We start from the raw sequence: 23,603 nt of genomic DNA, 5'->3' as shown, positions 1-23,603 counted from the left end.
GTGGCCGTTCCCAAGCGCCGGATGTCCCGTTCCAACACCAGGTCGCGGCGCAGCCAGTGGAAGGCCACCGCGCCAACCCTGATCACCTGCCCGAACCGTGGCTGCGGCGAGAAGACGCTGCCGCACGTCGCGTGCCCGTCGTGCGGTACCTACAAGGGCCGTCAGGTGACCTCGGCTGTCTGATCGATCGATCTGTCGTATCGACGTGACCGAAGAAACCGCTTCGTCCGATAAGCACGCCGAACTCCTCGCCGCCCTCGGTGTGGACGTATCACCGGAACTGTTGCGCCTCGCGCTGACCCACCGGTCGTACGCCTACGAGAACGGTGGATTGCCGACCAATGAGCGGCTGGAGTTTCTCGGCGATTCCGTCCTCGGCCTGAGCATCACCGAGCGTCTCTACAGCGAGCACCCGGACAAGTCCGAGGGCGAGTTGGCCAAGTTGCGGGCGAGCGTGGTGAATATGCACGCGCTCGCGGAGGTGGCGCGCGGTCTCAGCGATGGTGGCCTCGGCGCGCACCTGCTGCTCGGCAAGGGTGAGGAACTCACCGGCGGCAGGAATAAGCCGAGCATCCTCGCCGACGGTATGGAGTCGTTGCTCGGTGCGGTGCACCTGGAACACGGCATCGACGTCGCGCGTTCGGTGGTCCTGCGGCTGTTCGCCGACCTGCTCGAACGCGGCCCTCGCATGGGTGCTGGCCTCGATTGGAAGACCAGCCTCCAGGAGTTGACCGCCGAACGTGGTCTCGGTGTGCCGAGTTACGAGATCAGCTCGACCGGTCCCGACCACGACAAGGAATTCACCGCGACCACCGTGGTCGGCGGCCACGCCTACGGGCAGGGTGTCGGACGGTCGAAGAAGGAAGCCGAACAGAAGGCGGCGGGCGCCGCTTACCAGGCGCTCACCGCGGCGTCCTGAGCCGTTGCCCGAGCTTCCCGAGGTCGAAGTCGTTCGGTGCGGTCTGGCCGAGCACGTGGTGGGTCGGGTCATCGAGTCGGTGGCGGTCACGCACCCACGCTCGGTGCGCCGCCATCTCGAAGGCGCCGCCGACCTCGCCGCCCGCTTGACCGGCCTGCGCGTCGCGCAGGCGCGGCGGCGCGGCAAATTTCTGTGGCTGACGCTCGTCGAGCGCGAAGACGAGCACGGCGACGACACCGGCGAGGACCCCTCTCGATTCGAGACGTCGCTGGTCGTGCACCTCGGCATGAGCGGCCAAATGCTCGTGCAAGCGGCGGGTGTGCCGATGGAAAAGCACGCGCACATTCGCGCGGACCTCGACGACGGCACCCAGTTGCGCTTCGTCGACCAGCGCACCTTCGGCGGTTGGGCACTCGCACCACTGGTGACGGTGGACGGCACGCTGGTTCCCGAACCTGTCGCGCACATCGCCCGCGATCCGCTCGACCCGTTGTTCGACCTCGAAGCCACGGTCGGCGCGATCCGCGCCAAGCGCACCGAGATCAAGCGGGTGCTGCTCGATCAGACGGTGATCTCCGGTATCGGCAATATTTACGCCGACGAATCGTTGTGGCTGGCGAAGCTGCATGGCACCCGCCTGGCCTCGGGCCTGTCCCGTCCCGCGGTGCGCGCACTGATCGCCGAGGTCACCGCCGTGCTCGAGCGCGCACTCGCCGCGGGTGGCACCTCGTTCGACGCCCTGTATGTCAATGTCAACGGCCAGTCCGGGTACTTCGAACGCTCGCTGGCCGTGTACGGACGCGAGAGCGAGGGTTGCCTACGGTGTGGCGCACCGATCGTGCGCGAGCGCTTCATGAATCGCTCGTCCTTCTCGTGCCCGCGCTGTCAGCCGGCGCCGCGGCGCCCGTAGCGAAGGGGGCTGCGCCGAGCCATCGGCGCGAGCTACCGTTTCGGGTGAAGGCGGTTCGGACGCCGAGCCGGCCGTGGAGGAAGGACACATGCGCAATCTCACGTATTACGTCGCGTCGACCATCGACGGATTCATCGCCACAGAGGAGGGCTCGGTAGATTTCTTCCCGGTCGGGGGCGACCACGGTCCGGCCATCACCGCGCAGTATCCGGAGACGCTGCCGACCAAGGTGCGCGAGTCGATGGGTATCGACAGGGCCAACCGGTACTTCGACACCGTGTTGATGGGTCGCAAGACCCACGACTTCGGGGTGCGCACGGGTACCTCCAGCCCGTACTCGCACCTGCACCAATACGTGGTGTCCACGACGTTGCCGGAAAACCCCGATCCCGCGGTGGAATTGATCGCCGAGGACCCGTTGGCGAAGGTGCGTGAGCTCAAACGCGCCGAGGGGCTCGGCATCTGGCTGTGTGGTGGCGGCGAGCTCGCCAAGGTGTTGCTGCCCGAGATCGATCAGATCTTCCTCAAGATCTATCCGGTGGTGCTCGGCAGCGGTCGGCCGCTGTTCGGTCGCGATCCGCACTTGCCGTCCCCCGCGGAGTACCGGGTGATCACCAGCAGTGTCTTCGATGACGGTGTCGCCTTCGTGAAGTACAGCAGAATCGGGTAACGCCGTTGCCGGACCAGAAGCCGTCTCCCGCACGCGATCAGGCCGCCCCCGGCCCGATCGCGGCTTTGCGGGAGATCGGCTTCTGGCTGGAACGCGCACGGGCGCAGACACATCGGGTCAAGGCCTACCGCAAGGCCGCCGATATCCTTGCCGGGCTGGCCCCCGAGGAACGGGACGCGCGCCGGGTCGCGCGCAGTTGGCGCGAGCTCACCGGAATCGGGCCCAAGACCGCGTCGGTGATCGAGCAGGCGTATGCGGGCGCGGTGCCGGACTATCTCGTCGAACTCCGGTCCGCCGCCGAGCCCATCGGCGCAGAAGGAAAGTCGTTGCGTGCCCGGCTGCGCGGCGACCTGCATACCCATTCCGACTGGTCCGACGGTGGCAGTCCGATCGAGGAGATGATGAGCGTCGCGCGGGCGCTCGGCCACGAATACTGTGCGCTCACCGATCATTCGCCGCGACTGACCGTCGCCAACGGGTTGTCGGCGGATCGGTTGCGCGCACAACTCGACCTGCTCGACGATCTGAACGCGCGCATGGCACCGTTTCGTATCCTCACCGGGATCGAGGTGGACATCCTCGCCGACGGCGCGCTCGACCAGCACGAACAGCTGCTCGCCAGATTGGATGTCGTTGTGGCCAGCGTGCATTCACACCTGCGTGCGGACAGCGCGACGATGACCCGGCGGATGCTGGCGGCCGTGGCCAACCCGCACGTCGACGTGCTCGGACACTGCACCGGCCGGTTGGTCGAAGGCGGGCGCGGCACCCGCCCTGAGTCGACGTTCGACGCCGAGGCGGTATTCGACGCGTGCCGCCGACACGGCACGGCGGTCGAGATCAACAGCAGGCCCGAACGTCGCGATCCGCCAGGCAGACTCATCCAGCTGGCCGTCGAGCAGGACTGCTACTTCAGCATCGACACCGACGCGCATGCGCCGGGTCAACTGGATTGGCAGGGTTACGGGTGTGCCCGTGCGCTCGCCAATGGTGTTGCGGCGGAGCGCGTCATCAATACCTGGCCGTTGGCGCGGTTGTCGGCATGGACGAATTCGTCCGCCGAACCGTAGCGATGGCGCGGGGGTGAACAGTCGCCGAATAGTTCGACCAATCCGGTTCAAGTGCCAGGGCGTGGCCGAAGATGGGTGGCCAGACAGCTATCTGGGGGTGTTGCCCGATGGGCGGCGAGTTCTTCGTCCAATATTTGCTGCCGGTCGTCGGCATCGTGATCCCGGTCGCGGCGTTCCTCTGGGAATTCGTGATCATCGGGCGCAAACGGCTCGGCTACCGGGTGCAGATGGACACCCCGGTCACCGGTTCGATCGAATCCGTTTTCCCCGGCGTGCTTCCGCAGCTGCGGCCGTCGAGCGGGGAGAGCACACCGGATCTGCAGGACCTCTCGATTGTGCTGGTGCGCATCGAGAACAGCGGGTTCGCGGATATCGGCGGCAGCGATTATCGCGGACCCGAAGGCAGTCTCGTCGGTCTGCACCTGCGCTTCCCGCATCGCAGGGTGATGGGCATGGCGGTCACCGAACTCAGTGACGACGGGCTCGCCGACAGCCTCGTGCCAGGGGCGGGAATCGCGGTGCGCGAGGACACCGGCGGCCACATCGGGGTCATCGATCTGCCGAGGGTGCCGCTGGATCGGGGCGACCACTACAAGATTCTGGCGATTCTGCAACGCTCGCGCGGAACCGGTGAATACCCCGCACCCGCCGTGGTCGGCGGAATCTCCGGTGGGCGAGTGGTGCAGACGCGCAACCGCATCGGCGTACCGAAGATGATGGTGGCGCTGACCGTTTTCCTGGTCCTGGTGATCATCGCTCAACTCGCCGTCAACGCGGCGCAGCCGCCGCCGACACCGCTGGACTGTGCGAGCGGCAAGCTCACCCTGCTCGGCTCGTCGGCGTTCGAGCAGGTCATGAAGGACGCCGCCGACCAGTATGCGAACAGGTGCACCGGTGCCGAATTCGCCGAGGAATTCGAGGGCTCCGAGCGCGGGCTCGATCGACTGGCCGAACACGCCGCGCCGGACCCCGGTTCGATCACGATCAGCGACGGGCCCAAGGGGGACGGATACCCGATGCTCACCCCACGGCCGCTGGCGTTGTCGTTGTTCTCCGTGATCGTCGATCGCGGTGTGGGTGTCGACGCGCTCAGTACCGAACAGATCCGGGATCTGTACCAGGGCAAGGTCGGTAATTGGCGTGAGGTCGGTGGCCGGGATCTGCCCGTGGTGTTGGTCAATCGGATTCCGGGCTCAGGCACCCGCAACACCTTCGAACGCAGGCTGCTCGGTGCCGGTCAACCCGAACGGCCGCACGTGAGCTGTACCGCGCTCAAGGGGGCCGAGCAACGCGACGGCGCGCACTGCGATGCCCAGGTCACCGCCGACATGACCAAGGCGGTCGCGCAGATACCCGGCGCGGTCGGCTACGCGGAGTATTCGGAGGCCGAGCGGGCGAAGCTCACGAGCGTCGCGATCGACGGGGTCGGCGCGAATCGGGACTCGGCGATCGACCGCAGCTATCCGTTCTGGGGTGTCGAATACGCCTACAGCTACGGCGAGCTGCCCGCCGATTCGCTCGCGGCGAGTTTTCTGCGCTTCCTGACCGACCAGGCCGGCAAGGATGTGCTGCGTGAGCACGGTAATGCGCCGTGCGCGGAACTGCCGGATCCCGGCCGTTGCTCTCCGGAGTTTTGAGCGCATACCCGACACGCCGGCGACTTTTCAGCTAATCGCTGGTTTGGGAGGGCCTCGATGAGGTACATCACTCTCGGCCCCCCTGATCACGCCACACGCGTGGCCAGGCCAACCGAGCACTACTGGACGGCGGTGCGGCACCGTCTTCACCTCCGCCGAGGCGGCCACCTGTTCGGCGCCCGGTACTCCGAGTGCTGGGTGGATGCGAGTGCAAACGGTTGTGTCCCTGGAAGGAGGGTCATGAGCGCGTTCTCCGCTCCCATGTCTGTGCAACCTGCCTCATCCGATTTGTTGTCGATGGACCATGTCGGTACCCGGTACCGCATTGCGATGGTCGTCCCGCCCTATTTCGATGTGCCACCGAAGGCGTACGGCGGTGTGGAAGCCGTGGTCGCCGATCTGGTGGACTCGCTGGTCGAACGAGGTCACGACGTGACCTTGCTCGGTGCCGGTGAGCCGGGCACGAAGGCTGCCACCTTCGTTCCGCTGTGGGACAGGGCGGTCCCCGAACGGCTCGGTGAGCCGTTCCCCGAGGTCGTTCACGCGCTACGGGTGCGGAGGGCGATCGAGCGGATCGCCGCCACCTCCGGTATCGACCTGGTGCACGACCACACCTTCGCCGGGCCGCTCAATGCCCCGGTTTACCACGGTCTCGGCCTGCCGACGGTGCTGACGGTGCACGGTCCGGTCGAGGACGACATCTACCGCTATTACCAGGAGCTCGGCGACGAGGTCGCGCTCGTGGCGATCAGCAACCGCCAGCGTTCGTTGGCTTCCGGCCTGAACTGGGTCGGGCGCGTGCACAACGCGTTGCGCGTCGAAGAATGGCCGTTCCAGGTCGAGAAGGACAACTACGCGTTGTTCCTCGGCCGGTTCAACGAGTGCAAGGCGCCGCACCTCGCACTGGAGGCGGCGCACGCCGCGGGTATTCCGCTGGTGCTCGCGGGCAAGTGCAGCGAGCAGGCGGAGTTGAAGTACTTCGAGGAGAAGGTGCGTCCGCTGCTCACTTCGCAGGACCATGTGTATGGCCTGGCGGACTCGGTGGCCAAGCGCAAACTTCTGGCAAATGCGAGGTGCTTGTTGTTCCCTGTGCTGTGGGAAGAACCGTTCGGCATGGTGATGATCGAGTCGATGGTGTGTGGAACACCGGTCGTCGCGCTGCGCGGCGGCGCGGTTTCGGAAGTCATCGTCGACGGCGTGACCGGACGAATCTGCGCGGATCCGTCCGAACTGCCCGCCGCGATCGCCGAAGTGCAGTCGATGGACCCGGTCGCCTGCCGGGAACATGTCGTGGAGAATTTCGGCGCCGACACCCTCGGGTACGGCTATGAGCAGGTGTATCGCAATCTGCTGCGCACCCATCGCCGTCCGGCGCTGGGCAGGCACCTCGACGAGACGGTGCCCGTCCCGATCACGGCGAGCGGGCTGGCGTGAGCGCGGACGCGATCGCCCCGGAAAGCCCCTCCCCGTTGAACTCCGGTGAACCGACCGGACTCGGCGGGTACGGCGGCACGGTGACCCTGGTGGAGGGCAGCACCTTCTGCTTGTCGAACCGGCTCGGCGATGTCGAGCCGGGGTTGCCGCACGGGCTGTTCTATCGGGACGCTCGCGTCCTCTCGCGATGGGAATTATTGGTCGACGGTAAGGCGGCCGAGGCGCTGTCGGTACTGAGTCCCGAGGCCTTCGCGGCACGGTTCGTGTTGCGAAGGCCACCACAAGCCGGGCTGGCCGACAGCACTTTGCTCCTTGTGCGCGAACGGATCGTCGCCGAGGGGATGCGCGAGATCCTGACGCTGGAGAACATGAGCACCGAGCCGACGGCGGTGAGCCTGGAACTGCATGTGGACGCCGATTTCGTCGACTTGTTCGCGGTGAAGGAAGGTCGGTCGGGACACGCGCGGGCCGAGGTGACCGAGGCCGACGGCGAACTGGTATTGCACGACAGGACCGATCGGATGCGGGGGCTTTCGGTATCGGCGACTGTGGAACCCGAGATGTTGCCCGGCGCGCTGATGTGGCGGGTCGTGGTGGCACCCGGCGAGATCTGGCAGACCGAGATCATCGCGCAGCCGACGGTGGGTAACCAGCGCGTGCAGGCGCCGCTCGCGCCCGGTGAGCACTACGGGGTGAGCGGGCCGGGTCGCAAGATCGAAGCCTGGCGAGATACCGCCACCGACATCGTTTCCGACGACCCTGTGCTCACCCGCGTGCTGCGGCGCACCGAAAGTGACTTGGGCGCGTTGCAGATACACGACGACTCCGAGGAGGGGCGGCCGTTCGTCGCGGCGGGAGCGCCGTGGTTCATGACGCTGTTCGGCCGCGACAGCCTGCTGACCGCGTGGATGGCGCTGCCGCTGGAGGTGGATCTCGCGGTCGGTACGTTGCAGCAGCTGGCCGAGATGCAGGGCACCACCATCGAACCGCTCACCGAGGAAGAGCCGGGCCGGATCATGCACGAGATGCGCCGCGGCCCCTCCGGTGGTCAGGTGCTCGGCGGACACATCTATTACGGGTCGGTCGACGCCACCCCGTTGTTCGTGATGCTGCTGGCCGAGTGTCTGCGCTGGGGTGCCGATGAGCAGACGATCCGAGAACTGCTGCCCGCCGCCGACGCGGCGATGCGGTGGATCACCGAATACGGCGACCGCGACGGAGACGGCTTCATCGAGTACCGCCGCGCCACCGACCGCGGCTTGGTGAACCAGGGCTGGAAGGACAGCTTCGACGGCATCAACGACGCCACGGGGCACATCGCCGAGGCGCCGATCGCGTTGTGCGAGGTGCAGGGGTACGCGCACAGCGCGATGTTGGCGCGCGCCGAGTTGGCGGACGCGTTCGACGAGCCGCGTGTGGCCAGCGTCATGCGTGACCGTGCCGCGGAACTGCGTGGCAAGTTCGCCGAACAGTTCTGGTTGCCCGAAAAGGGCTGGTACGCGGTCGCTCTCGACGCGGGTAAGCGTCGAATCGACGCGTTGACCAGCAATGCCGCGCACTGCCTCTGGTCGGGCATCGCCACCGACGAGCACGCCGCCGAACTGATCGGCCGGTTGGCGGACCCGGAGATGGACAGTGGATTCGGCTTGCGCACCCTCGCCTCGTCGATGGGCGCCTACAACCCGATGAGTTATCACTGCGGTTCGGTGTGGCCGCACGACACCGCGATCGCCGTCGCCGGCCTGTTGCGTTATCGGCATCTGCCCGGCGCTGTCGAGTTGGCGACCAAGCTCGCGGACGGGTTGCTCGCCGCCGCGGCGGCTTTCGACGGCAGGCTGCCGGAGCTGTATTGCGGTTTCGCGCGCACGCAGTTCCCTGTCCCGGTGCCGTATCCCACCTCGTGTTCGCCGCAGGCATGGGCGAGCGCCGCGCCGATACTGCTGGTCCGCGCCTTTCTCGGGCTCACCCCCGACGCGCGCGAGCGCACCATCACCGTGCACCCGCAGTTGCCGCCGCAGTGGGGCAAGATCGCGGTCACCGCGCTGCGTCTCGGTGACGTCACCATCGACCTCGAGGTGCAGGGCACCGAGGTGATCGCCGCTCGCCTGCCCGACGACTGGCAACTGCTCACGAAGTGACGCGTTCGCGGTGGCGGTGGAATGGCGAGCCGGGGCGGTGACGTTGGCAGGCGTGTTGAGGGAAATCGGGACGATGGCAGGATCGAACAATGGGTGATTCGAAGGAACCGACGAGTCTGTGGGTGGAGCGCACCGGGACGAGGGCTTACACGGGTCGCAGTTCGCGCGGCGGCGAGGTGCTGATCGCCTCGCAAGGGGTGGAGGGCGCCTTCACACCCGGCGAGCTGTTGAAGATCGCGGTCGCGGCGTGTTCGGGACTGAGTGCCGACTTTCCGTTGTCGCGCAAGCTCGGTGACAACTTCGACGCGCGGATCGCGGTGTCGGGGGAGGCCGACCGGGAGAACGAGGTGTACCCGCAGATCGATGAGACCTTCGAGCTGGACCTGAGCGAGCTCGACGAGCAGGCGCGCGAACGGCTACTGGTCACCGTGCAACGCGCGATCGACAAGGTGTGCACGGTCGGTCGGACGGTCAAGGCGGGCAGCAAGGTGACGCTGAGCTTCGACGTCGACGCGTGATCAACGGCGGGCGGGTGCGCGTCCCATAGGATCTGTCGGCATGACGGGTGACCCACACGAGACGGTCCGGCTCGGCGCATGGGTGCACGGGCACGTACAAGGCGTGGGTTTCCGCTGGTGGACCCGTTCGCGCGCACTGGAACTCGGGCTCACCGGCCATGCGAGAAACGCGCGCGACGGACGCGTACACGTGGTCGCGGAGGGTGAGCGCGCCGGGTGCGAACGGTTGCTGGAACTGCTGCGCTCGGGGGACACTCCTGGTCGGGTCGATGTTGTTGTGGAAGGCTGGGAGCCGGCGCGGGGCGATTCCACCGGATTCGAGGAGCGCTAGTGACAGATCGGCCGAGGAGGGGAATGCAGCGGTGAACACACCGAATCCGAATGACGAGAACCAGCAGGGGGGTTCGGGGTCGACCGGTGGCCAACCACCGAACGGCGGCCAGGATTCGGGTAATCCCCCGACCCGGCCGGAGTACCCCGTCCAGCCGCAGTACCCGTCACAGGGTCCTTCGAGTCCCGCCGATTCCGCTGCTGCGGCGCCCACGCCACCGTCTGGTCGCATCCAGCGTCAGGAGCCGGGTGTTACCCAGCCCCGGCCACCGACGGTCGCCGAGGCGCGTGCCAGGGACAAGGCGCGCCAGCAGGCCGAGCAACAGCGGCAAGCCCAAATTCTGGCCGACCAGCAGCGCGACCGCACCCGCAAGCGGGTGATGAAGGGGACCATCGCGGTGGTCGGCGTCGCCGCGCTCGTCGGTGGCGGGTACCTGGGTTACCGTGCGCTGCACACCGATAAGGTCACCGCGTCCTGCGTCAAGGTCGAGAACGGTCAGGAAGTCGTTGTCCCGGACAACTATTGCGGCGAAGGCCGGCCCGGCTTCTCCAGCACCGGTGGCTTGATCTTCATCGGCGGTGGCCCGCAGTATCGCTACAACTACGGCGGTACCGGAACGATCGGCCAACCCCCGGTGGGTGGCACGACGGTGAAACCGAAGAACGCCGAGATCAAGACCAAGAGCGGCTCCGTCATCCAGCGCGGCGGGCTCGGCAGCAAGAGCACGAGCGGGGGTTCGTAGATGCGCCGCTTGCGCGCCACCCCGCGCCAGGATTGGCAGCAGATCACCGAGGACCAGGGTCTCGTCTACGGCATCCCCGGTCGCGACGCCAGCGGCCAGCCGAGGCCGTACTGGGACGAATCGGTCTACTACGAATTCGAGATGTCGGAGATCCTCGCGCTGGAAGCCGACGTGGAACTGCTGCACTCGATGTGCCTGAACGCCGTGGAAAACATCGTGCTCACCGAACGTTTCGCGGATTTCGGTCTGCCGGAATGGTCGTGGGGGCCGATCGCGGAGTCGTGGCGGCGCAACGACCCGTATGTCTACGGCCGTTTCGATCTGCGTTACGACGCGAGGCGTCCCGCGAAACTTCTCGAGTACAACGCCGATACCCCCACCTCGTTGTTGGAGGGCGCGATCGTGCAGTGGCATTGGCTCACCGCGCTGCATCCGGGATTCGATCAGTGGAATTCCCTGCACGAGAAGCTGGTCGCGCGCTGGGGCGAACTGCGCGACATCCTGCCTTCACCCCTGCTGCATTTCACCTGGTCCGGTGCCGACGCGACCGGCGAGGACAACGTCACCACCGCGTATATGCAGGAGACAGCCGCCGAGGCGGGATTCGACACGATCGCACTGCCCATCGAGGAAATCGGATTCGACACGGAGCTGGCGCGTTTCGTCGACCTGGCCGAGGCGCCGATCGAGGGGATTTTCAAGCTGTACCCGTGGGAGTGGGTACTCGACGACGATTTCGGGAAGCGTGTGGTCGAGAGTCTGCCGGAGTGCATGTGGATCGAACCGCTCTGGAAGACGTTGTTGAGCAACAAGGCCATTCTCGCCGTGTTGTGGGAGATGTATCCGGGGCATCCGAACCTGTTGCCCGCCTACCTGGATCAGCCGAACGAACTCACCGAGTACATTCGCAAGCCGAAGCTCGGCCGGGAGGGCGCCAATATGACGATCGTCGGTGGCGGGGTGGAAACCTCGACCGGTGGTGTGTACGGCGAAGAAGGGTACGTGTACCAGTTGTTGGATCCACTACCGGAATTCGACGACATGCGCCCGGTGCTCGGTACCTGGATCGTCGGCGACGCGGCGGCGGGTCTCGGTATCCGGGAGACCGCCGGGCTGATCACCGACGACGGTTCGGCGTTCGTCCCGCACCGGATCGTCGGTTCGTGAACCACGCATTGTGCGGGCGACCGCAGATGCTACCCAACACCATTTGTCATGCAACGCAAGCACACTTGTCGGAAGGACCATGATGACCGCAGTCGCCCTCGAGTCGGGGTACTGGAGTTCGCTGGGTGAGGGCGTCGGCGCGATTATTCTGTACGCCATTCTCGGTCTGCTGTTGATGCTCGTCGGCTTCTTCGCCATCGATCTCACCACGCCCGGGCATTTGCGCTCGTTGGTGCGGACGGGTAAGCCGAATGCCGTGATCGTCGCGGCCTCGGCGATGGTCAGTATGGCGCTCATCGTCGTACTCGCGGTGTTCTCGGTCGGCGGCGGCGGGCGCCTGCTCGACGGCTTGCTCGCCGGACTGATCTACGGCCTGGTGGGCATCATCGCGCAGGTTGTCTCGGTGCGGGTGCTCGAACGAGTGATCGGCATCGACATCGGCAGGGTGCTGGCCTCGGACGTCTACACCACCGATGTGCTCGTGGTCGCCGCCGCGCACTTCGGGCTCGGCTTGGTGGTCGCGTTCTCGATCCTCTGATCGGGTGGCATTCGCACCGAGGTCACCGCGCACGGTCGAGTTTCGGTGACGCGCTTGTCATCGCTGTTCGTGGATCGGCCACGGTGCGATGCCAGGGGGCGATAGTCGGTGCTGGGGTGACCAATCGCAGTGCCGTTGTGCGACAGAGGCTTCGGCGGTACGCCGCTTGCGCCGAAACCGGCGCGTGGCACCGTGGGTCGCGGCCTGGCTAAGGGTTGAAGATTCGCGCCGCGGGGTCGAGCGGTCCGAGGGTGCGCGAGATCTGCGCGCACAGTTGTGCTGGCCGTTCGGTGTCGGTGGTCGCCTTGCCGCTGGTGAGGATCGCGCCCGCGAGTCCGCGTGCCGGATCGGCCCAGCCGTATTGCGTGGTGAGTCCGCTCCTGCCGAAATGGACAGCGGTGTCGCGCCCGAATTTCGACTTGCGTGCGCCCAATTCGAATCCGGCGCGGCTCACCCGTCCCGCGAGGCCAGGCAGGCGTTTCGCCGGTCGGATGGCCTCGCGCAGTGTGTCGGGTTCGAGAATTCTGATGCCGTCGAGTTCGCCGCCGCGGGTGAGGATCTCGTAGAACCGCGAAAGTTCCTCGGCGGTCGTGACGAGATTGCCCGACGGCAATTCGGCGGTGAGGAACGCGCGGGTGGACGAATCATCCATGTGCCCGCTCATGCTGCCGCCTACCGCCTTGCGCGCCAAGAACTTCCACACACCCGACGGCGGTGGTCCGGTCTGCACACTCGGGACGACCTTGTCGACGTCCTCGGCGGCGACGCCGAAGGTGCTCCAACGAAAGCCGAGCGGGCCGAGCACCTGTTCGGCGAGGTGCTCGCGCATCCGCTTGCCGGTCGCGCGTTGCACCAGTAGGCGCTGGATCAGCCCGCTGGTCAGTGCGTGGTAGATGCGGAAACGGCCGGTCGGCCAACTCGGCTTCAGGTCGGCGAGTCCGCGTACTGCCGACTCCTCGTCGACGACCAGATCGAACCCCTGGTACGGCGGTGTCACGAACGGCACTCCGGCGGAGTGGGTCAGTACGTCGCCGATGGTGATCGCGGCCTTGCCATTGGCCGCGAACTCGGGGATGTAGGTGGCCACCGTGTCGTCGTAGGAGAAAACGCCCTGCTCGATGAGCATGAACATCAGGGTCGCCGAGAGACCTTTCGCCGTGGAGAAGCCACAGAACGGGGTCTCCGGCGTGGCGAGGACAGGCTCGGCCGCCGGTGCGTCGCCGGGGGCGTTACCCCAGCCGTGACCGATGGCACGGTTCAGCACGAGGGTCCCGTTGCGGCGTAGACACACCTGGATCGCCGGTGTGGTGCCCAGTCGGTACCAGTCCTGCACCGAGGCCCACAGAGCGTCGAGGTCTGCTCGGGTAGTGCCGGCGTCGGCGGGGTCGCCCTCGGGGCCGATCGTGGTCACCGAGTCGAGATCGTCGGCGACCGGTACCAAGGTGGGGGATAGTGGGCGCATTCCGGCCAGCATAATCACGAGGGAGCTGATAATCGGCTGAGAATGCGGCAAAACAGACACTTTGGTGCCATCCGCCGCGTTGATCCCGGTGAGTAGTTGAGTTTCGCGCGGCCACCACGAAGGAGTACGACATGAGCCTTATCGGTTCGTTGATCGGCTACATCTTGACGGCATTCATCCTGGTGTTGCTTGCCAGGGTGATTTTGGACTGGATCGGTGTGCTCGGCGGCCAGACACCGCCGCCATGGGTGGCGCGTGTCAGGGACTTCACCCACGCCGCGACCGAGCCGGTGATCGCGCCGCTACGCAAGGTGCTGCCCCCGTTGCGCGTGGGCGGCCTCTCGGTCGACCTCGCGTTCACGGTGGTGTTCATCCTCGCGTTGGTACTGCGGGCGATCGCTTTCGCGCTGTAGTTCGCGAAAAGCCGTTCGGTCGCGAGGTTTTCGGTGCCTCCGCAGCGCCGCTCGTGGGCGGACTGTTCCCACGAGCGGTGAGCTTCGTCGATGTCGGCGGTGGTTGTGGCTTCTAAGCTGGGTCGATGGTGCAGCCAACTCCATGGCGAGTGAACGAGGCTCGGCTCGCCGAGGCCGCCGCCGCTTCGCCCGGCGAGACGACAGCCCCGCCCGGTGCGACGACGACCGGTGTTGTGCGCAAGCGCCTGGTGCGGCCGCAGGTGGATTTTTCCGCGCTGCGGTCGGTGCTGCGCAGGGATTGGGGTTACTTCGCCAGCGTTTTCTGCGGTGTGCTGACCCTTGTCCTGTTGTTTCAGCCCTGGCTCGCCGTCGCCGGTCCCGACGGGAAGGCGCGGGTGAACGCGTTCGGCCGGATCCACGCGACCACGGCCTATTTGAACGTGTGGTCGAGTCACCGTCCGCCCGCCGCGCAGATCACCGGGGTGTGGGCGATCATGGCCAGCGTCGCGATCGTGGTGTCCATTTTCGCGGTGACGGTCAACGCCCGGCGGCGCACCGAGACGCTCGTGCGGCTGTCGCTGGTTTCCATCCTGGCCTCCACCGGCTTCGTGGTCACCTGCCTGCTCTACATCAATGCCAAAGGTCCCGCGCTCAAGCGTGGCCTCGGCCGCACCTCGGATTTCGGCGGTCAGGTCGGTGCGTTGATGAACTGGGCCTTCGGCGACGGGCCGTTGGTGGTGCCCGGTATTCAGCCGCACACCTACACCACGTCGGGTCTCACCCAGTGGGCGATGATCTCGGTGGTGGTGTCGGTCGCCTCGTCGGTCGCCGCGATCGCGCAATGGGCCAGCGACGGGGGCGCCAGCGATATCAAGATCCGCTTCCGCTTGCGATCTCCGCTCGCGGTCAGGAGCTCCGACGGCGATCGACCCGAGCCCAAGTCCAAGAAGAAGCCGAAATCGAATGCGAAGGCGAAGCGCAAGAACAAGGCGAAATCGAAGTCCGAATAGCGCGGCCGGGCTGCTGCGGATGATCCGAACTCCCGCTGGGCAGCAGGGGAGCTTTCACCCGGACCGATCCACCCCCGTTACCGTCGGTGCGATTGCGCGCACCGCGATGACGGCACCCATCGTGCGCCTCTCGCGGATCCAGCTCGCTGCCGTCATGATTCGGTAAAGCGGCGACATTCCAGCTGCATGGTCGGCTTCCGCTGGCTCGACCGCCGCTCAGGTGGCAACGGCGCACGGACCGTCGTGCTCGGACATCCCGTCGTTGCTGTCGGACGGAGTGACCTCGCGCTAGTAGGAGCCGCTCGCGATCGCCTCCTGGGCGCGGCTCGGCGAACGCGCACCCCAACGGTCGTGGGGCCGACAGGACGCATGCACCACAGGTCGGTGATATCGACGTCACCTACGACCGGCGGCTACGCCGGTACACCCTGGCGGCGCACGTCATCACCACCGTGTCAGTGGCCCCGTGCGATCCAGTCGTGCAGGGCGGGTTTCTCCGCGCCGATGGTGGTGGTGTCGCCGTGGCCGGTGTAGACGGTGGTCTCGTCGGGGAGGGTGAGCAGGTGGTCGCGAATGGAGTCGATGATGGTGTCGAAGTCCGAGTAGGAGCGGCCGGTGGCGCCGGGGCCACCGGAAAACAGTGTGTCGCCGGTGAACAGTGCGCCGAGTTCCGGCAGATGCAGCGAGACCGACCCGGGGGAGTGGCCCGGCGTGTGCAGGATGTCGACGTCGATGCCCGCCAGGGTCATTCGGTGCATGTTGTCGAGCGGTTCGTAGGGTGCGCCGGGGTGGGTCGTCTGCCAGAGCATGTCGTCGGCTCGGTGCAGCGTGATCAGCGCGTCGAGGCGTGCGCTCAACTCGGGGGCGACGGTGATGTGGTCGTTGTGTCCGTGTGTGCAGACGATGGCGAGGACATGGCGGTCGCCGACGGCCTCGACGATCGGGTCGGCCTGGTGCGCGGCGTCGATGACGATCACGTCTTTGTCGTCGCCGACGATCCACACGTTGTTGTCGACGTCCCAGGTGCCGCCGTCGAGGGCGAAGGTGCCGGAGGTGACGACGCGTTCGATGCGGGCGTTCATCGGACCACGACCGATCGCAGCACGTCACCCCGGTGCATGGCGGCGAACGACTGTTCCACTTGGTCGAGCGGAATCCGTTCGGTGACAAAGCGTTCCAGCGGCAGCCTGCCTTGGCGGTACAGGTCGATCAGGGTGGGGAAATCGCGCTCTGGCAGGCAGTCGCCGTACCAGGAGGATTTGAGGGCGCCACCGTGCGAGAACAGGTCGATCAGCGGCATCTCGATGGTCATGTCCGGCGTCGGCACGCCGACGAGCACCACGGTGCCAGCGAGGTCGCGGCTGTAGAAGGCCTGTTTCCAGGTTTCCGGGCGGCCGACCGCATCGATCACGACGTCGGCGCCGAAGCTGTCGGTGTACTCCTTGACCTTCTCCTCGACGTCCTCGGTGGAGGCGTCGATGGTGTGGGTGGCGCCGAAATCCTTGGCCCACTCCAGTTTCCGCGGGTCGCGGTCGACCGCGATGATCGTGCGCGCCCCGGCGAGTCGGGCACCGGCGATGGCGGCGTCGCCGACGCCACCGCAGCCGAGGACCGCGACGGTGTCGCCGCGTGCGACATTGCCGGTATTGATGGCCGCGCCGAGCCCGGCCATCACGCCGCAGCCGAGTAGTCCGGCGACGGCGGGGTCGACCTCGGGATCGACCTTGGTGCACTGGCGTTCGTGCACGAGGGTGCGGTCGGCGAAGGCGCCGATGCCGAGGGCGGGACTCAATTCGGTGCCGTCGGTGAGGGTCATCTTCTTGCTGGCGTTGCTGCTGTCGAAGCAGTACCAGGGGCGGCCGCGCTTGCATGCCCGGCATTCGCCACAGACCGCGCGCCAGTTCAGGATCACGAACTCACCGGGCTCGACGTGAGTGACCTGGTCGCCGACGGTTTCGACGATGCCGGCCGCCTCGTGACCGAGGAGGAAGGGGAACTCGTCGTTGATGCCGCCGTCGCGGTAGTGCGAGTCGGTGTGGCAGACCCCGCAGGCCTGGACCCGCACCACCACATCGTGTGGTCCTGGATCGGGGATCACGATGTCGACGATCTCGACCGGTGCGCCCTTGCTGCGCGCGATCACGCCCTGCACGGTCTGCGACATTGCTGGCCTCCTGGGATTCGTGGTGGCGCGAAGCCGGGGTTCGTGCGCCGAGTTCATCGTGCCGCGTGCGGTGTTCGTTCCGGCATGCGGGGTGGTATCGAATCCGACCATAGTCCACCCCCCAACGGTTGACATTCCACATTGGAAGGGTCAATATTGGAATATTCTACTGTGGACTATTGGCCGGTTGGGTAGGGAGCGACGATGGAGATCTCGACGAGCACGCGCGCATCGGATGCCGAACGCGAGGAGGTAGCCCGGACGCTGACACGACATATGGCCGACGGGCGACTGGACCTCGCCGAGTACGACCAGCGAGTCGCACAGGTCTACGCGGCCGTGACCAGGGGCGACCTGGCGCGAGTGCAGTCCGACCTGCCGACCGTCACCATGCTGTCGAAAGAGCGTGGCCCCGCGCCCCGGTCGACCCGCTCGCGATTCCCGATCTGGCAGCGCATCGAAGGTTCGGCGTGGCTCGGGGTGAGCGTGCTCGTCCTGGTGATCTGGGGCGCGATCTCGCTCGGCGTCGGCGAATTCACCTATCCGTGGCCGGTCTGGGTGATCGGGCCGTGGGGTGCGGTGCTGCTGTTTCGCGCGGCCACGGGATTCGAGAGCGGGCACTGTTTCGGGAAGGCGGGCTGAGCGCTTCGGTGCCCCCCGACCGTTGAGGTCGGCTGCTCGTCGGCCTGACGAGCGCGGGTGCCGCTACCTGTTCCAGTGGGCGGTGGGCGGCGGATCGTTCGGGGGTGCTTGCCTGCGTCCGGTGCGCGTGCGACGTTCGAGCGGTGGGCGATCCGAGTACCCCTCGTCCTCGACCCCCGACGCGGAGTTCTGCCATGCCTGCGGGTCATAGCGCACAGCTGGGAATTCGCTGGAACCCGGCGGCATGGACAGCTCGCGTTCCCAGGACGGTTGATCGTGGCGCAGCCGCCGCGACCGCGCGGAGACCGCCGAGAATTCGCTGGAAGGTGGAGTCGACTCGTCACGTTCCCACGAGGGGCGGTCATAACGCAGCCGTCGCGACCGGGTGGTGGACTGTTGCGGCACCTCGCCCGAGTCGTGGGGCCCCGCCCACGGCTGGGTCGACGGCGGGTCCGCGCGTTCCTGCGGGTACGCCGAAGGCGCGGGTGGTTGCGGAATCCACGCCGGCTCCGCCTGCGCCGACACCTCGTCGTCCGCGATCGAGCGCCGTCGCCGCGGTGGGCGCTGCTCCGAGGTCGGTGCGAGTTCGCCGGGCTGCCATGGCAATTCGTCGCTGCCCTGGCGTCGACGCCGCGACCCCGCGCGCGTGGGTATCGCGGAACGCCCACGCGCGGGCGTCGGCGCGTGCGGTGGGGCCACCGACTCGTTCGGACGCGACGCGGGGTCGTCGGCGCGACGTCGAGCTGCCGTGTGCCCCCTGCGGCGGCGCGTCGTCGACTCCTCGGCGCGCGGAGTCGACCGGGACACCGCACGCGGTAAGCCGGTGCGCAGCAAGGGAATCTCCCCGGTGTCCTGCTCGGGATCGACGTCCTTCTCCCGATAACTCCCCGCGATCCCGTGCGCACGCAGCCACGCGCCAGGATCGCGGCGGCTGACTCGGTCCAGGTGCGGGACAACCGCTTCCAGTAGACCGAGCAGATCGGTCGCGCCTTCGTCGCCGAGTGCCCCTCGGATCGCGGGGAAGGTGTCGACGGCGAAGGACCACTTCCATTCGCGCAGGTACTCGCCACCACGGTCGCGACCGTGGAACACCAACGCGCCGGAGCTCACGAACTTGGCTCGCACCGTGCACCCTTCGAATGCCACGCGGAACTCACCGGATTGCGACGCGCGCGGTGGGTGTATCTCCTGATCGTCGGCGACACCACCCCGCGCCTTCGCCGCGGCGTCCTGGTCGGATTCCCCGCGCGCACGAGTGTTTCGGGTGCCCGACCGTGCCCCGGCGTGCTTGGTTCGGGCGGACGCACGGGTCGGTTCGGGGACCTCGACCGCGTCGTGGGCGGGGTCGCGCCGGGCGACCTCGAACCACGCCGCGACCAACCCCGCGACGACGAACACACCCGCGATCGCCACCTCGATCAGCACATCGGTCGGCAGCAGGTTGGCGCTGCGCTCACAGGCATGCAGGAACACCAGACTGCCGACGACGAGCGCGGCGATCCTGGCAAGGCGTAGCCCCGTACTGTTCCCGGCCGGGGGTACAGGCATCCTGGTGAACTCCAAACATTCCCGCTGGTGAATCAGCAGCGATGGTATGCGTGTTGGCCGCGGCGCGTCGCGGCGAACGACGAGGGGATCGGTCCACCATGGTAAGCCTCCCGCTGAGGTCGAGGCCCTGGTGAGGCCCGTGGCGAGGGTCGCCGACGAGTTGCCGAACGCCGCGATTCACCCGCGCGTGGCACAGAACGGGTCCGGGGAGTAGACACGTGAAGGCGTGCGTGGCAAACCTCGAGCACATCGAAATGCGCGTGATCGGCCGATCACTCGATAACCTACGAGTTGTGCGGGTGTGACGGTCGCGGGGCCGAGGTGATCCCATGTACGCGGCGTCCGTGGGAGGGCCGATACGATGGCTGGTCGCACCGCAGCGCTTGACCAGGCGCAACGCTCGTCGCCGGAAGTCATCGCCGGGTAGAAACGGAAGGTCCTCGAAGTTGCATTTGAAGAGTCTGACGTTGAAGGGATTCAAGTCCTTCGCGTCCGCGACGACCCTGCGACTCGAACCGGGAATCACCTGCGTGGTCGGGCCGAACGGGTCCGGCAAGTCGAATGTCGTCGACGCGCTGACCTGGGTGATGGGCGAACAGGGCGCGAAGGCGTTGCGCGGCGGCAAGATGCAGGACGTCATCTTCGCTGGCACGACGGGTCGTGCGCCGCTCGGGCGTGCCGAAGTCACCCTCACCATCGACAACTCCGACGGCGCGCTCCCGATCGACTACGCCGAGGTCTCGATCACCCGGCGCATGTTCCGCGACGGCGCGGGCGAATACGAGATCAACGGCAGCACCTGTCGGTTGATGGACGTGCAGGAGCTGCTCAGCGACTCCGGCATCGGCCGCGAGATGCACGTCATCGTCGGGCAGGGGCAGCTGTCGGCCATTCTGGAATCGCGCCCCGAAGACCGCCGCGCCTTCATCGAAGAGGCCGCGGGCGTGCTGAAGCATCGCAAGCGCAAGGAGAAGGCGGTCCGCAAGCTGGAGGCCATGCAGGCCAACCTGGCTCGCCTCACCGACCTCACCACCGAACTGCGCCGTCAGCTCAAACCGTTGGGCAGGCAGGCGGAGGTGGCGCGGCGCGCGCAAACCGTGCAGGCCGACCTGCGGGACGCGCGCTTGCGGTTGGCCGCCGACGATCTGGTGACCCGGCGCGGCGAACTGGAAAGCCAGCAGAGCAAGGAGGCCTACGCCCGCGAGCAGCAGATCACGGTGCAGACCGAACTCGACGCCGCCAATGCGGCACTGGCACAACAGGAATTCCAGCTCTCCCGACTCACGCCGAGCGCCGAGGGCGCCGCGCAGGTCTGGTTCCAGCTCTCCGCGCTGGCCGAGCGGGTCAACGCGACCATCAGGATCGCCGGTGACCGCGCGCGCCACCTGCACGCCGATTCACCCGTCGGTACCGGCCGCGACCCCGAAGATTTGGAGGCCGAGGCCGAGCGCGTGGAGGAACAGGAAGCCGAACTGCTCGAAGCCGTCGAGATGGCCGCCGAGACACTGGAATCGGCGCGCGAGCAGCTCGCCGACAGCGAGCACTCGGCGAAGGCGGCCGAACAGGCACATCTGGCCGCCGTCCGGGCGATCGCCGACCGGCGCGAAGGGCTGGCTCGCCTGTCCGGCAAGGTCGACACCTTGCGGACGCGGGCACAGTCGGTCGACGCCGAGATCGCCAGGTTGACCACCGCGATCGGCGACGCGCGCACCCGCGGCGAGGACGCACAGTACGAATTCGAGTCCGTGCAGGTCGAACTCGACGAATTGGACGCGGGTGAGGCGGGTCTGGACGCGCAGCACGAACACGCGGCCGAGGCGCTGCAGCTGGCCGACGAACGCGTGACCGAGCTGCGCGCGCAGGATCGCGACGCGAGCAAACGGGTCGCGTCGCTGACCGCGCGGATCGATGCGCTCGGTATGAACCTCGCGCGCCGCGACGGCGTCGCCTGGTTGGTGGATCATCGCGACGAAGGTCTGCTCGGACCATTGTCGGAACTGTTGCGCGTGCACAGCGGCTACGAGGCGGCCGTCGCCGCCGCGCTCGGTCCGCTCGCCGACGCGGTCGCCGCCGACACCGACGAGCGAGCGCACGCCGCGATTCGCGCACTCAAGGAGGCCGACGGCGGACGCGCGGGACTGGTCTACGCCACACCGGAATCGGTGGGCGCACACCAGGGCTCGCTGCCGAGTTCGGCGCGGTGGCTCACCGACGTGGTGGATTGCCCCGACAGCGTGCGCGGGGCTGTCACCGCGCTGATCGGTGGCATCGCGGTGGTCGACGATCTGGCGGCGGCGGGGGAGACGGTCGCGATCGATGCCGTCACCCGCGTCGTCACCCGCGACGGTGATCTCACCGGAAGCGGCTGGCTGCTCGGCGGCTCCGATCGCGCGCCGAGTCAACTGGAGATCCAGGCCGACATCGACACGGCCACCGCGGAACTCGCCGCCTCGCAACGCAAGGCCGAGGAGCTGGAGGCTTCGCTGGCGGGCGCTTTGGCCGAGCAGCAGGACCGTAAGGACGCCGTCGATCACGCGCTGATGTCGTTGCACGAATCCGATCAGGCGCTGGTGGCGATCTACGACCGGCTCGGCAGGCTCGGGCACACCGCGCGCACCGCGCAAGCCGACGTCGATCGGTTGCACGCGCAGCGCGACGATACCGAAGCCAGCCGCACCGAAGCGCTGGAATCACTGGCCGATCTCGAAAGTCGTTTGCGTCACGCCGAACTCGAACAGTCCGAGGACGACGCCGACCCCGAGGGTGCGGCGGGGACGGAATTCGCGGGACGCGCACGCGAGGAAGCCGCCGAGGCGCTCGCCGAGGCGCGCACGATGGAGGTGGAAGCGCGCCTTGCCGTGCGCACCGCCGAGGAACGCGCGCAATCGGTGCGCGGCAAGGGGGAGTCGCTACGCAGGGCGGCCCGTGCCGAACGCGAGACTCGTGCGCGCGCCGAGCGCGCCAATGCCGCGCGCAAGCAGGCGGCGCAGGTGGCCGCCGCGGTCGCCGAGTCGGGCGCGAAGGTCGCCGCCGAATTGGAGAAGGTCGTCGCCGAGGCGGGGGCGCGGCGCGATGAGCTGGTGCGCCGTCGCTCCGAAGCCGCCGCACAGGTCGATCACGTGAAGGAGCGGGTGCGCGCGATGACCGCGCAGCTCGCGCAACTGACCGATGCCGTGCACCGCGACGAGGTGTCCAAAGCCCAAGCGGCACTGCGCATCGAGCAGCTGGAGGCGACGATCGCCGAGCAGTTCGGGATCGCGCTCGGCGATCTCGTCGCGGAGTACGGCCCCGACGTTCCGATGCCGCCCTCGCAGCTGGAAATGCACGAATACGAGCAGGCCAAGGCGCGGGGCGACCAGGTAACCGCGCCCGGTCTGATGCCGTTCGATCGGGCCGCGCAGGAACGTCGGGCCAAGCGCGCCGAGAAGGATCTCAGCACGCTCGGCAAGGTGAACCCCTTGGCGTTGGAGGAGTTCGCGGCGTTGGAGGAGCGCTACAACTTCCTGGCCACCCAACTCGATGACGTCACCAACGCGCGCAAGGATCTGCTCGAGGTGGTCGCCGAGGTGGACGAGCGCATCCTGCAGGTGTTCACCGAGGCGTACGCGGATGTGGAGCGCGAATTCGTCGGTGTGTTCGGCAAATTGTTCCCCGGTGGTGAGGGCAGGCTGCTGCTCACCGACCCGTCGGACATGCTGGCCACCGGTATCGAGGTGGAGGCGCGACCACCGGGCAAGAAGGTCAAGCGCTTGTCGTTGCTCTCGGGTGGCGAGAAGTCGCTGACCGCGGTGGCGCTGCTGGTCGCGATCTTCCGCGCCCGTCCTTCCCCGTTCTACGTCATGGACGAGGTGGAGGCGGCGTTGGACGACACCAACCTGCGGCGCCTGATCGGCCTGTTCGAACAGCTGCGGGAGAAGAGCCAGCTGATCGTGATCACCCACCAGAAGCCGACCATGGAGATCGCCGACGCCCTCTACGGCGTGAGCATGCGCGGCGACGGCATCACTCAGGTGATCTCGCAGCGGATGCGTGGGGAGAACCTCGCACCCGCTGGCGTCGGCTGAGGTCGGTCGGCGTGGCCGAGGGCGGTCGGTGGCGCACGGTCGCTACACCGCCGGATCGGTTTCGCCTGTCCGACAGACGAAACCGGCTTCGTGTCGTAGCCGGTCAGCGCCTGGCGGCTCGGTCGTAGTGCACGGCGGAGTCGGTCGGCGCCCGCACTATTGCTCGGCGGCATGCCGTCAGAAGGCGCACCGCCGACGTCATGCCGCGCGTGGGTAGCGCCCGTGC

Annotated in this window: 21 protein-coding genes; 17 read left to right on the top strand and 4 right to left on the bottom strand. The window is 67.3% G+C overall.

Annotated features, from left to right (window positions below):
- The 13 genes from rpmF (at position 1) to ABEA50_RS17465 (ending at position 12,074) form a co-directional block, all read left to right on the top strand.
- Complete coding sequence (gene rpmF / locus ABEA50_RS17525) at positions 1–183, top strand: 50S ribosomal protein L32 (RefSeq protein WP_345496477.1); 183 nt, start codon at positions 1–3, stop codon at positions 181–183.
- A 22-nt stretch (positions 184–205) separates the two neighbouring features.
- On the top strand, positions 206–919 hold the full coding sequence (rnc, locus tag ABEA50_RS17520; protein ID WP_425577630.1) for a ribonuclease III: 714 nt from the start codon (positions 206–208) through the stop codon (positions 917–919).
- A gap of 4 nt (positions 920–923) precedes the next feature.
- Positions 924–1,829: a bifunctional DNA-formamidopyrimidine glycosylase/DNA-(apurinic or apyrimidinic site) lyase gene (mutM, locus tag ABEA50_RS17515; protein ID WP_345496476.1), complete on the top strand. Its 906-nt coding sequence runs from the start codon at positions 924–926 to the stop codon at positions 1,827–1,829.
- Positions 1,830–1,917: 88 nt separating this feature from the next.
- On the top strand, positions 1,918–2,499 hold the full coding sequence (locus ABEA50_RS17510; RefSeq protein ID WP_345496475.1) for a dihydrofolate reductase family protein: 582 nt from the start codon (positions 1,918–1,920) through the stop codon (positions 2,497–2,499).
- A 5-nt stretch (positions 2,500–2,504) separates the two neighbouring features.
- Entirely contained in the window at positions 2,505–3,569 is a 1,065-nt protein-coding gene (locus tag ABEA50_RS17505) for a PHP domain-containing protein (RefSeq protein ID WP_345496474.1), read from the top strand.
- 107 nt (positions 3,570–3,676) lie between these two features.
- On the top strand, positions 3,677–5,206 hold the full coding sequence (locus tag ABEA50_RS17500; RefSeq protein ID WP_345496473.1) for a PstS family phosphate ABC transporter substrate-binding protein: 1,530 nt from the start codon (positions 3,677–3,679) through the stop codon (positions 5,204–5,206).
- Between the two features lie 330 nt (positions 5,207–5,536).
- A complete protein-coding gene (locus ABEA50_RS17495; RefSeq protein ID WP_345496472.1) occupies positions 5,537–6,640 on the top strand; it encodes a glycosyltransferase family 4 protein in 1,104 nt (367 codons plus the stop codon).
- Positions 6,637–8,778, top strand: a complete 2,142-nt coding sequence (locus ABEA50_RS17490) for an amylo-alpha-1,6-glucosidase (RefSeq protein WP_425577629.1) — start codon at positions 6,637–6,639, stop codon at positions 8,776–8,778. Before ABEA50_RS17495 ends, ABEA50_RS17490 begins: the two co-directional genes overlap by 4 nt.
- A gap of 89 nt (positions 8,779–8,867) precedes the next feature.
- Positions 8,868–9,296, top strand: a complete 429-nt coding sequence (locus ABEA50_RS17485; protein ID WP_345496471.1) for an OsmC family protein — start codon at positions 8,868–8,870, stop codon at positions 9,294–9,296.
- Positions 9,297–9,336: 40 nt separating this feature from the next.
- A complete protein-coding gene (locus tag ABEA50_RS17480; RefSeq protein ID WP_345496470.1) occupies positions 9,337–9,627 on the top strand; it encodes an acylphosphatase in 291 nt (96 codons plus the stop codon).
- 31 nt (positions 9,628–9,658) lie between these two features.
- Entirely contained in the window at positions 9,659–10,369 is a 711-nt protein-coding gene (locus tag ABEA50_RS17475) for a hypothetical protein (protein WP_345496469.1), read from the top strand.
- On the top strand, positions 10,370–11,536 hold the full coding sequence (locus ABEA50_RS17470) for a glutathionylspermidine synthase family protein (RefSeq protein WP_345496468.1): 1,167 nt from the start codon (positions 10,370–10,372) through the stop codon (positions 11,534–11,536). It begins immediately after the preceding gene.
- An 82-nt stretch (positions 11,537–11,618) separates the two neighbouring features.
- A complete protein-coding gene (locus ABEA50_RS17465; RefSeq protein WP_345496467.1) occupies positions 11,619–12,074 on the top strand; it encodes a DUF350 domain-containing protein in 456 nt (151 codons plus the stop codon).
- Positions 12,075–12,282: 208 nt separating this feature from the next.
- Here ABEA50_RS17465 and ABEA50_RS17460 read toward each other — a convergent pair whose 3' ends face one another.
- Complete coding sequence (locus ABEA50_RS17460; RefSeq protein WP_345496466.1) at positions 12,283–13,536, bottom strand: serine hydrolase; 1,254 nt, start codon at positions 13,534–13,536, stop codon at positions 12,283–12,285.
- Between the two features lie 131 nt (positions 13,537–13,667).
- Between ABEA50_RS17460 and ABEA50_RS17455 the strand changes: the two genes are divergently transcribed.
- Together ABEA50_RS17455 and ABEA50_RS17450 are read left to right on the top strand one after the other, a co-directional pair.
- The gene (locus tag ABEA50_RS17455; protein ID WP_345496465.1) at positions 13,668–13,949 is read left to right on the top strand and encodes a YggT family protein; all 282 of its coding nucleotides are present in this window, start codon (positions 13,668–13,670) and stop codon (positions 13,947–13,949) included.
- Positions 13,950–14,074: 125 nt separating this feature from the next.
- The gene (locus ABEA50_RS17450) at positions 14,075–14,959 is read left to right on the top strand and encodes a hypothetical protein (RefSeq protein WP_345496464.1); all 885 of its coding nucleotides are present in this window, start codon (positions 14,075–14,077) and stop codon (positions 14,957–14,959) included.
- Between the two features lie 455 nt (positions 14,960–15,414).
- On the opposite strand, the gene ABEA50_RS17445 is transcribed toward ABEA50_RS17450, so the two are convergent.
- Positions 15,415–16,041, bottom strand: coding sequence for an MBL fold metallo-hydrolase (locus ABEA50_RS17445; protein ID WP_345496463.1), 627 nt, complete (start codon positions 16,039–16,041; stop codon positions 15,415–15,417).
- Positions 16,038–17,123 (bottom strand): S-(hydroxymethyl)mycothiol dehydrogenase, encoded by a 1,086-nt coding sequence (locus ABEA50_RS17440; protein WP_345496462.1) that lies wholly within the window; start codon positions 17,121–17,123, stop codon positions 16,038–16,040. Before ABEA50_RS17440 ends, ABEA50_RS17445 begins: the two co-directional genes overlap by 4 nt.
- Positions 17,124–17,327: 204 nt before the next feature.
- Between ABEA50_RS17440 and ABEA50_RS17435 the strand changes: the two genes are divergently transcribed.
- The gene (locus tag ABEA50_RS17435) at positions 17,328–17,765 is read left to right on the top strand and encodes a DUF1707 SHOCT-like domain-containing protein (RefSeq protein ID WP_345496461.1); all 438 of its coding nucleotides are present in this window, start codon (positions 17,328–17,330) and stop codon (positions 17,763–17,765) included.
- Between the two features lie 63 nt (positions 17,766–17,828).
- Here ABEA50_RS17435 and ABEA50_RS17430 read toward each other — a convergent pair whose 3' ends face one another.
- Entirely contained in the window at positions 17,829–19,313 is a 1,485-nt protein-coding gene (locus ABEA50_RS17430; protein WP_345496460.1) for a hypothetical protein, read from the bottom strand.
- Positions 19,314–19,759: 446 nt separating this feature from the next.
- Here ABEA50_RS17430 and smc point away from each other — a divergent pair, with 446 nt between their 5' ends.
- The gene (gene smc / locus ABEA50_RS17425; protein ID WP_345496459.1) at positions 19,760–23,377 is read left to right on the top strand and encodes a chromosome segregation protein SMC; all 3,618 of its coding nucleotides are present in this window, start codon (positions 19,760–19,762) and stop codon (positions 23,375–23,377) included.
- Positions 23,378–23,603: the final 226 nt, after the last annotated feature.

This window comes from Nocardia callitridis, from assembly GCF_039543305.1.
Lineage (GTDB): Bacteria > Actinomycetota > Actinomycetes > Mycobacteriales > Mycobacteriaceae > Nocardia > Nocardia callitridis.
Note: the sequence above shows the minus strand (reverse complement) of the source record. Positions and strands in the feature narration are given on the sequence as shown.

Excerpts from the sequence above, each read along its gene's own strand:
- ABEA50_RS17435 (WP_345496461.1), top strand. The coding sequence starts at position 17,328 with ATGGAGATCTCGACGAGCACGCGCGCATCGGATGCCGAACGCGAGGAG.
- ABEA50_RS17460 (WP_345496466.1), bottom strand. The coding sequence starts at position 13,536 with ATGCGCCCACTATCCCCCACCTTGGTACCGGTCGCCGACGATCTCGAC.
- ABEA50_RS17495 (WP_345496472.1), top strand. The coding sequence starts at position 5,537 with ATGGTCGTCCCGCCCTATTTCGATGTGCCACCGAAGGCGTACGGCGGT.
- ABEA50_RS17430 (WP_345496460.1), bottom strand. The coding sequence starts at position 19,313 with ATGCCTGTACCCCCGGCCGGGAACAGTACGGGGCTACGCCTTGCCAGG.
- ABEA50_RS17450 (WP_345496464.1), top strand. The coding sequence starts at position 14,075 with ATGGTGCAGCCAACTCCATGGCGAGTGAACGAGGCTCGGCTCGCCGAG.
- ABEA50_RS17440 (WP_345496462.1), bottom strand. The coding sequence starts at position 17,123 with ATGTCGCAGACCGTGCAGGGCGTGATCGCGCGCAGCAAGGGCGCACCG.
- ABEA50_RS17510 (WP_345496475.1), top strand. The coding sequence starts at position 1,918 with ATGCGCAATCTCACGTATTACGTCGCGTCGACCATCGACGGATTCATC.
- ABEA50_RS17485 (WP_345496471.1), top strand. The coding sequence starts at position 8,868 with ATGGGTGATTCGAAGGAACCGACGAGTCTGTGGGTGGAGCGCACCGGG.
- ABEA50_RS17455 (WP_345496465.1), top strand. The coding sequence starts at position 13,668 with ATGAGCCTTATCGGTTCGTTGATCGGCTACATCTTGACGGCATTCATC.
- ABEA50_RS17465 (WP_345496467.1), top strand. The coding sequence starts at position 11,619 with ATGACCGCAGTCGCCCTCGAGTCGGGGTACTGGAGTTCGCTGGGTGAG.
- ABEA50_RS17480 (WP_345496470.1), top strand. The coding sequence starts at position 9,337 with ATGACGGGTGACCCACACGAGACGGTCCGGCTCGGCGCATGGGTGCAC.
- ABEA50_RS17470 (WP_345496468.1), top strand. The coding sequence starts at position 10,370 with ATGCGCCGCTTGCGCGCCACCCCGCGCCAGGATTGGCAGCAGATCACC.
- ABEA50_RS17500 (WP_345496473.1), top strand. The coding sequence starts at position 3,677 with ATGGGCGGCGAGTTCTTCGTCCAATATTTGCTGCCGGTCGTCGGCATC.
- ABEA50_RS17445 (WP_345496463.1), bottom strand. The coding sequence starts at position 16,041 with ATGAACGCCCGCATCGAACGCGTCGTCACCTCCGGCACCTTCGCCCTC.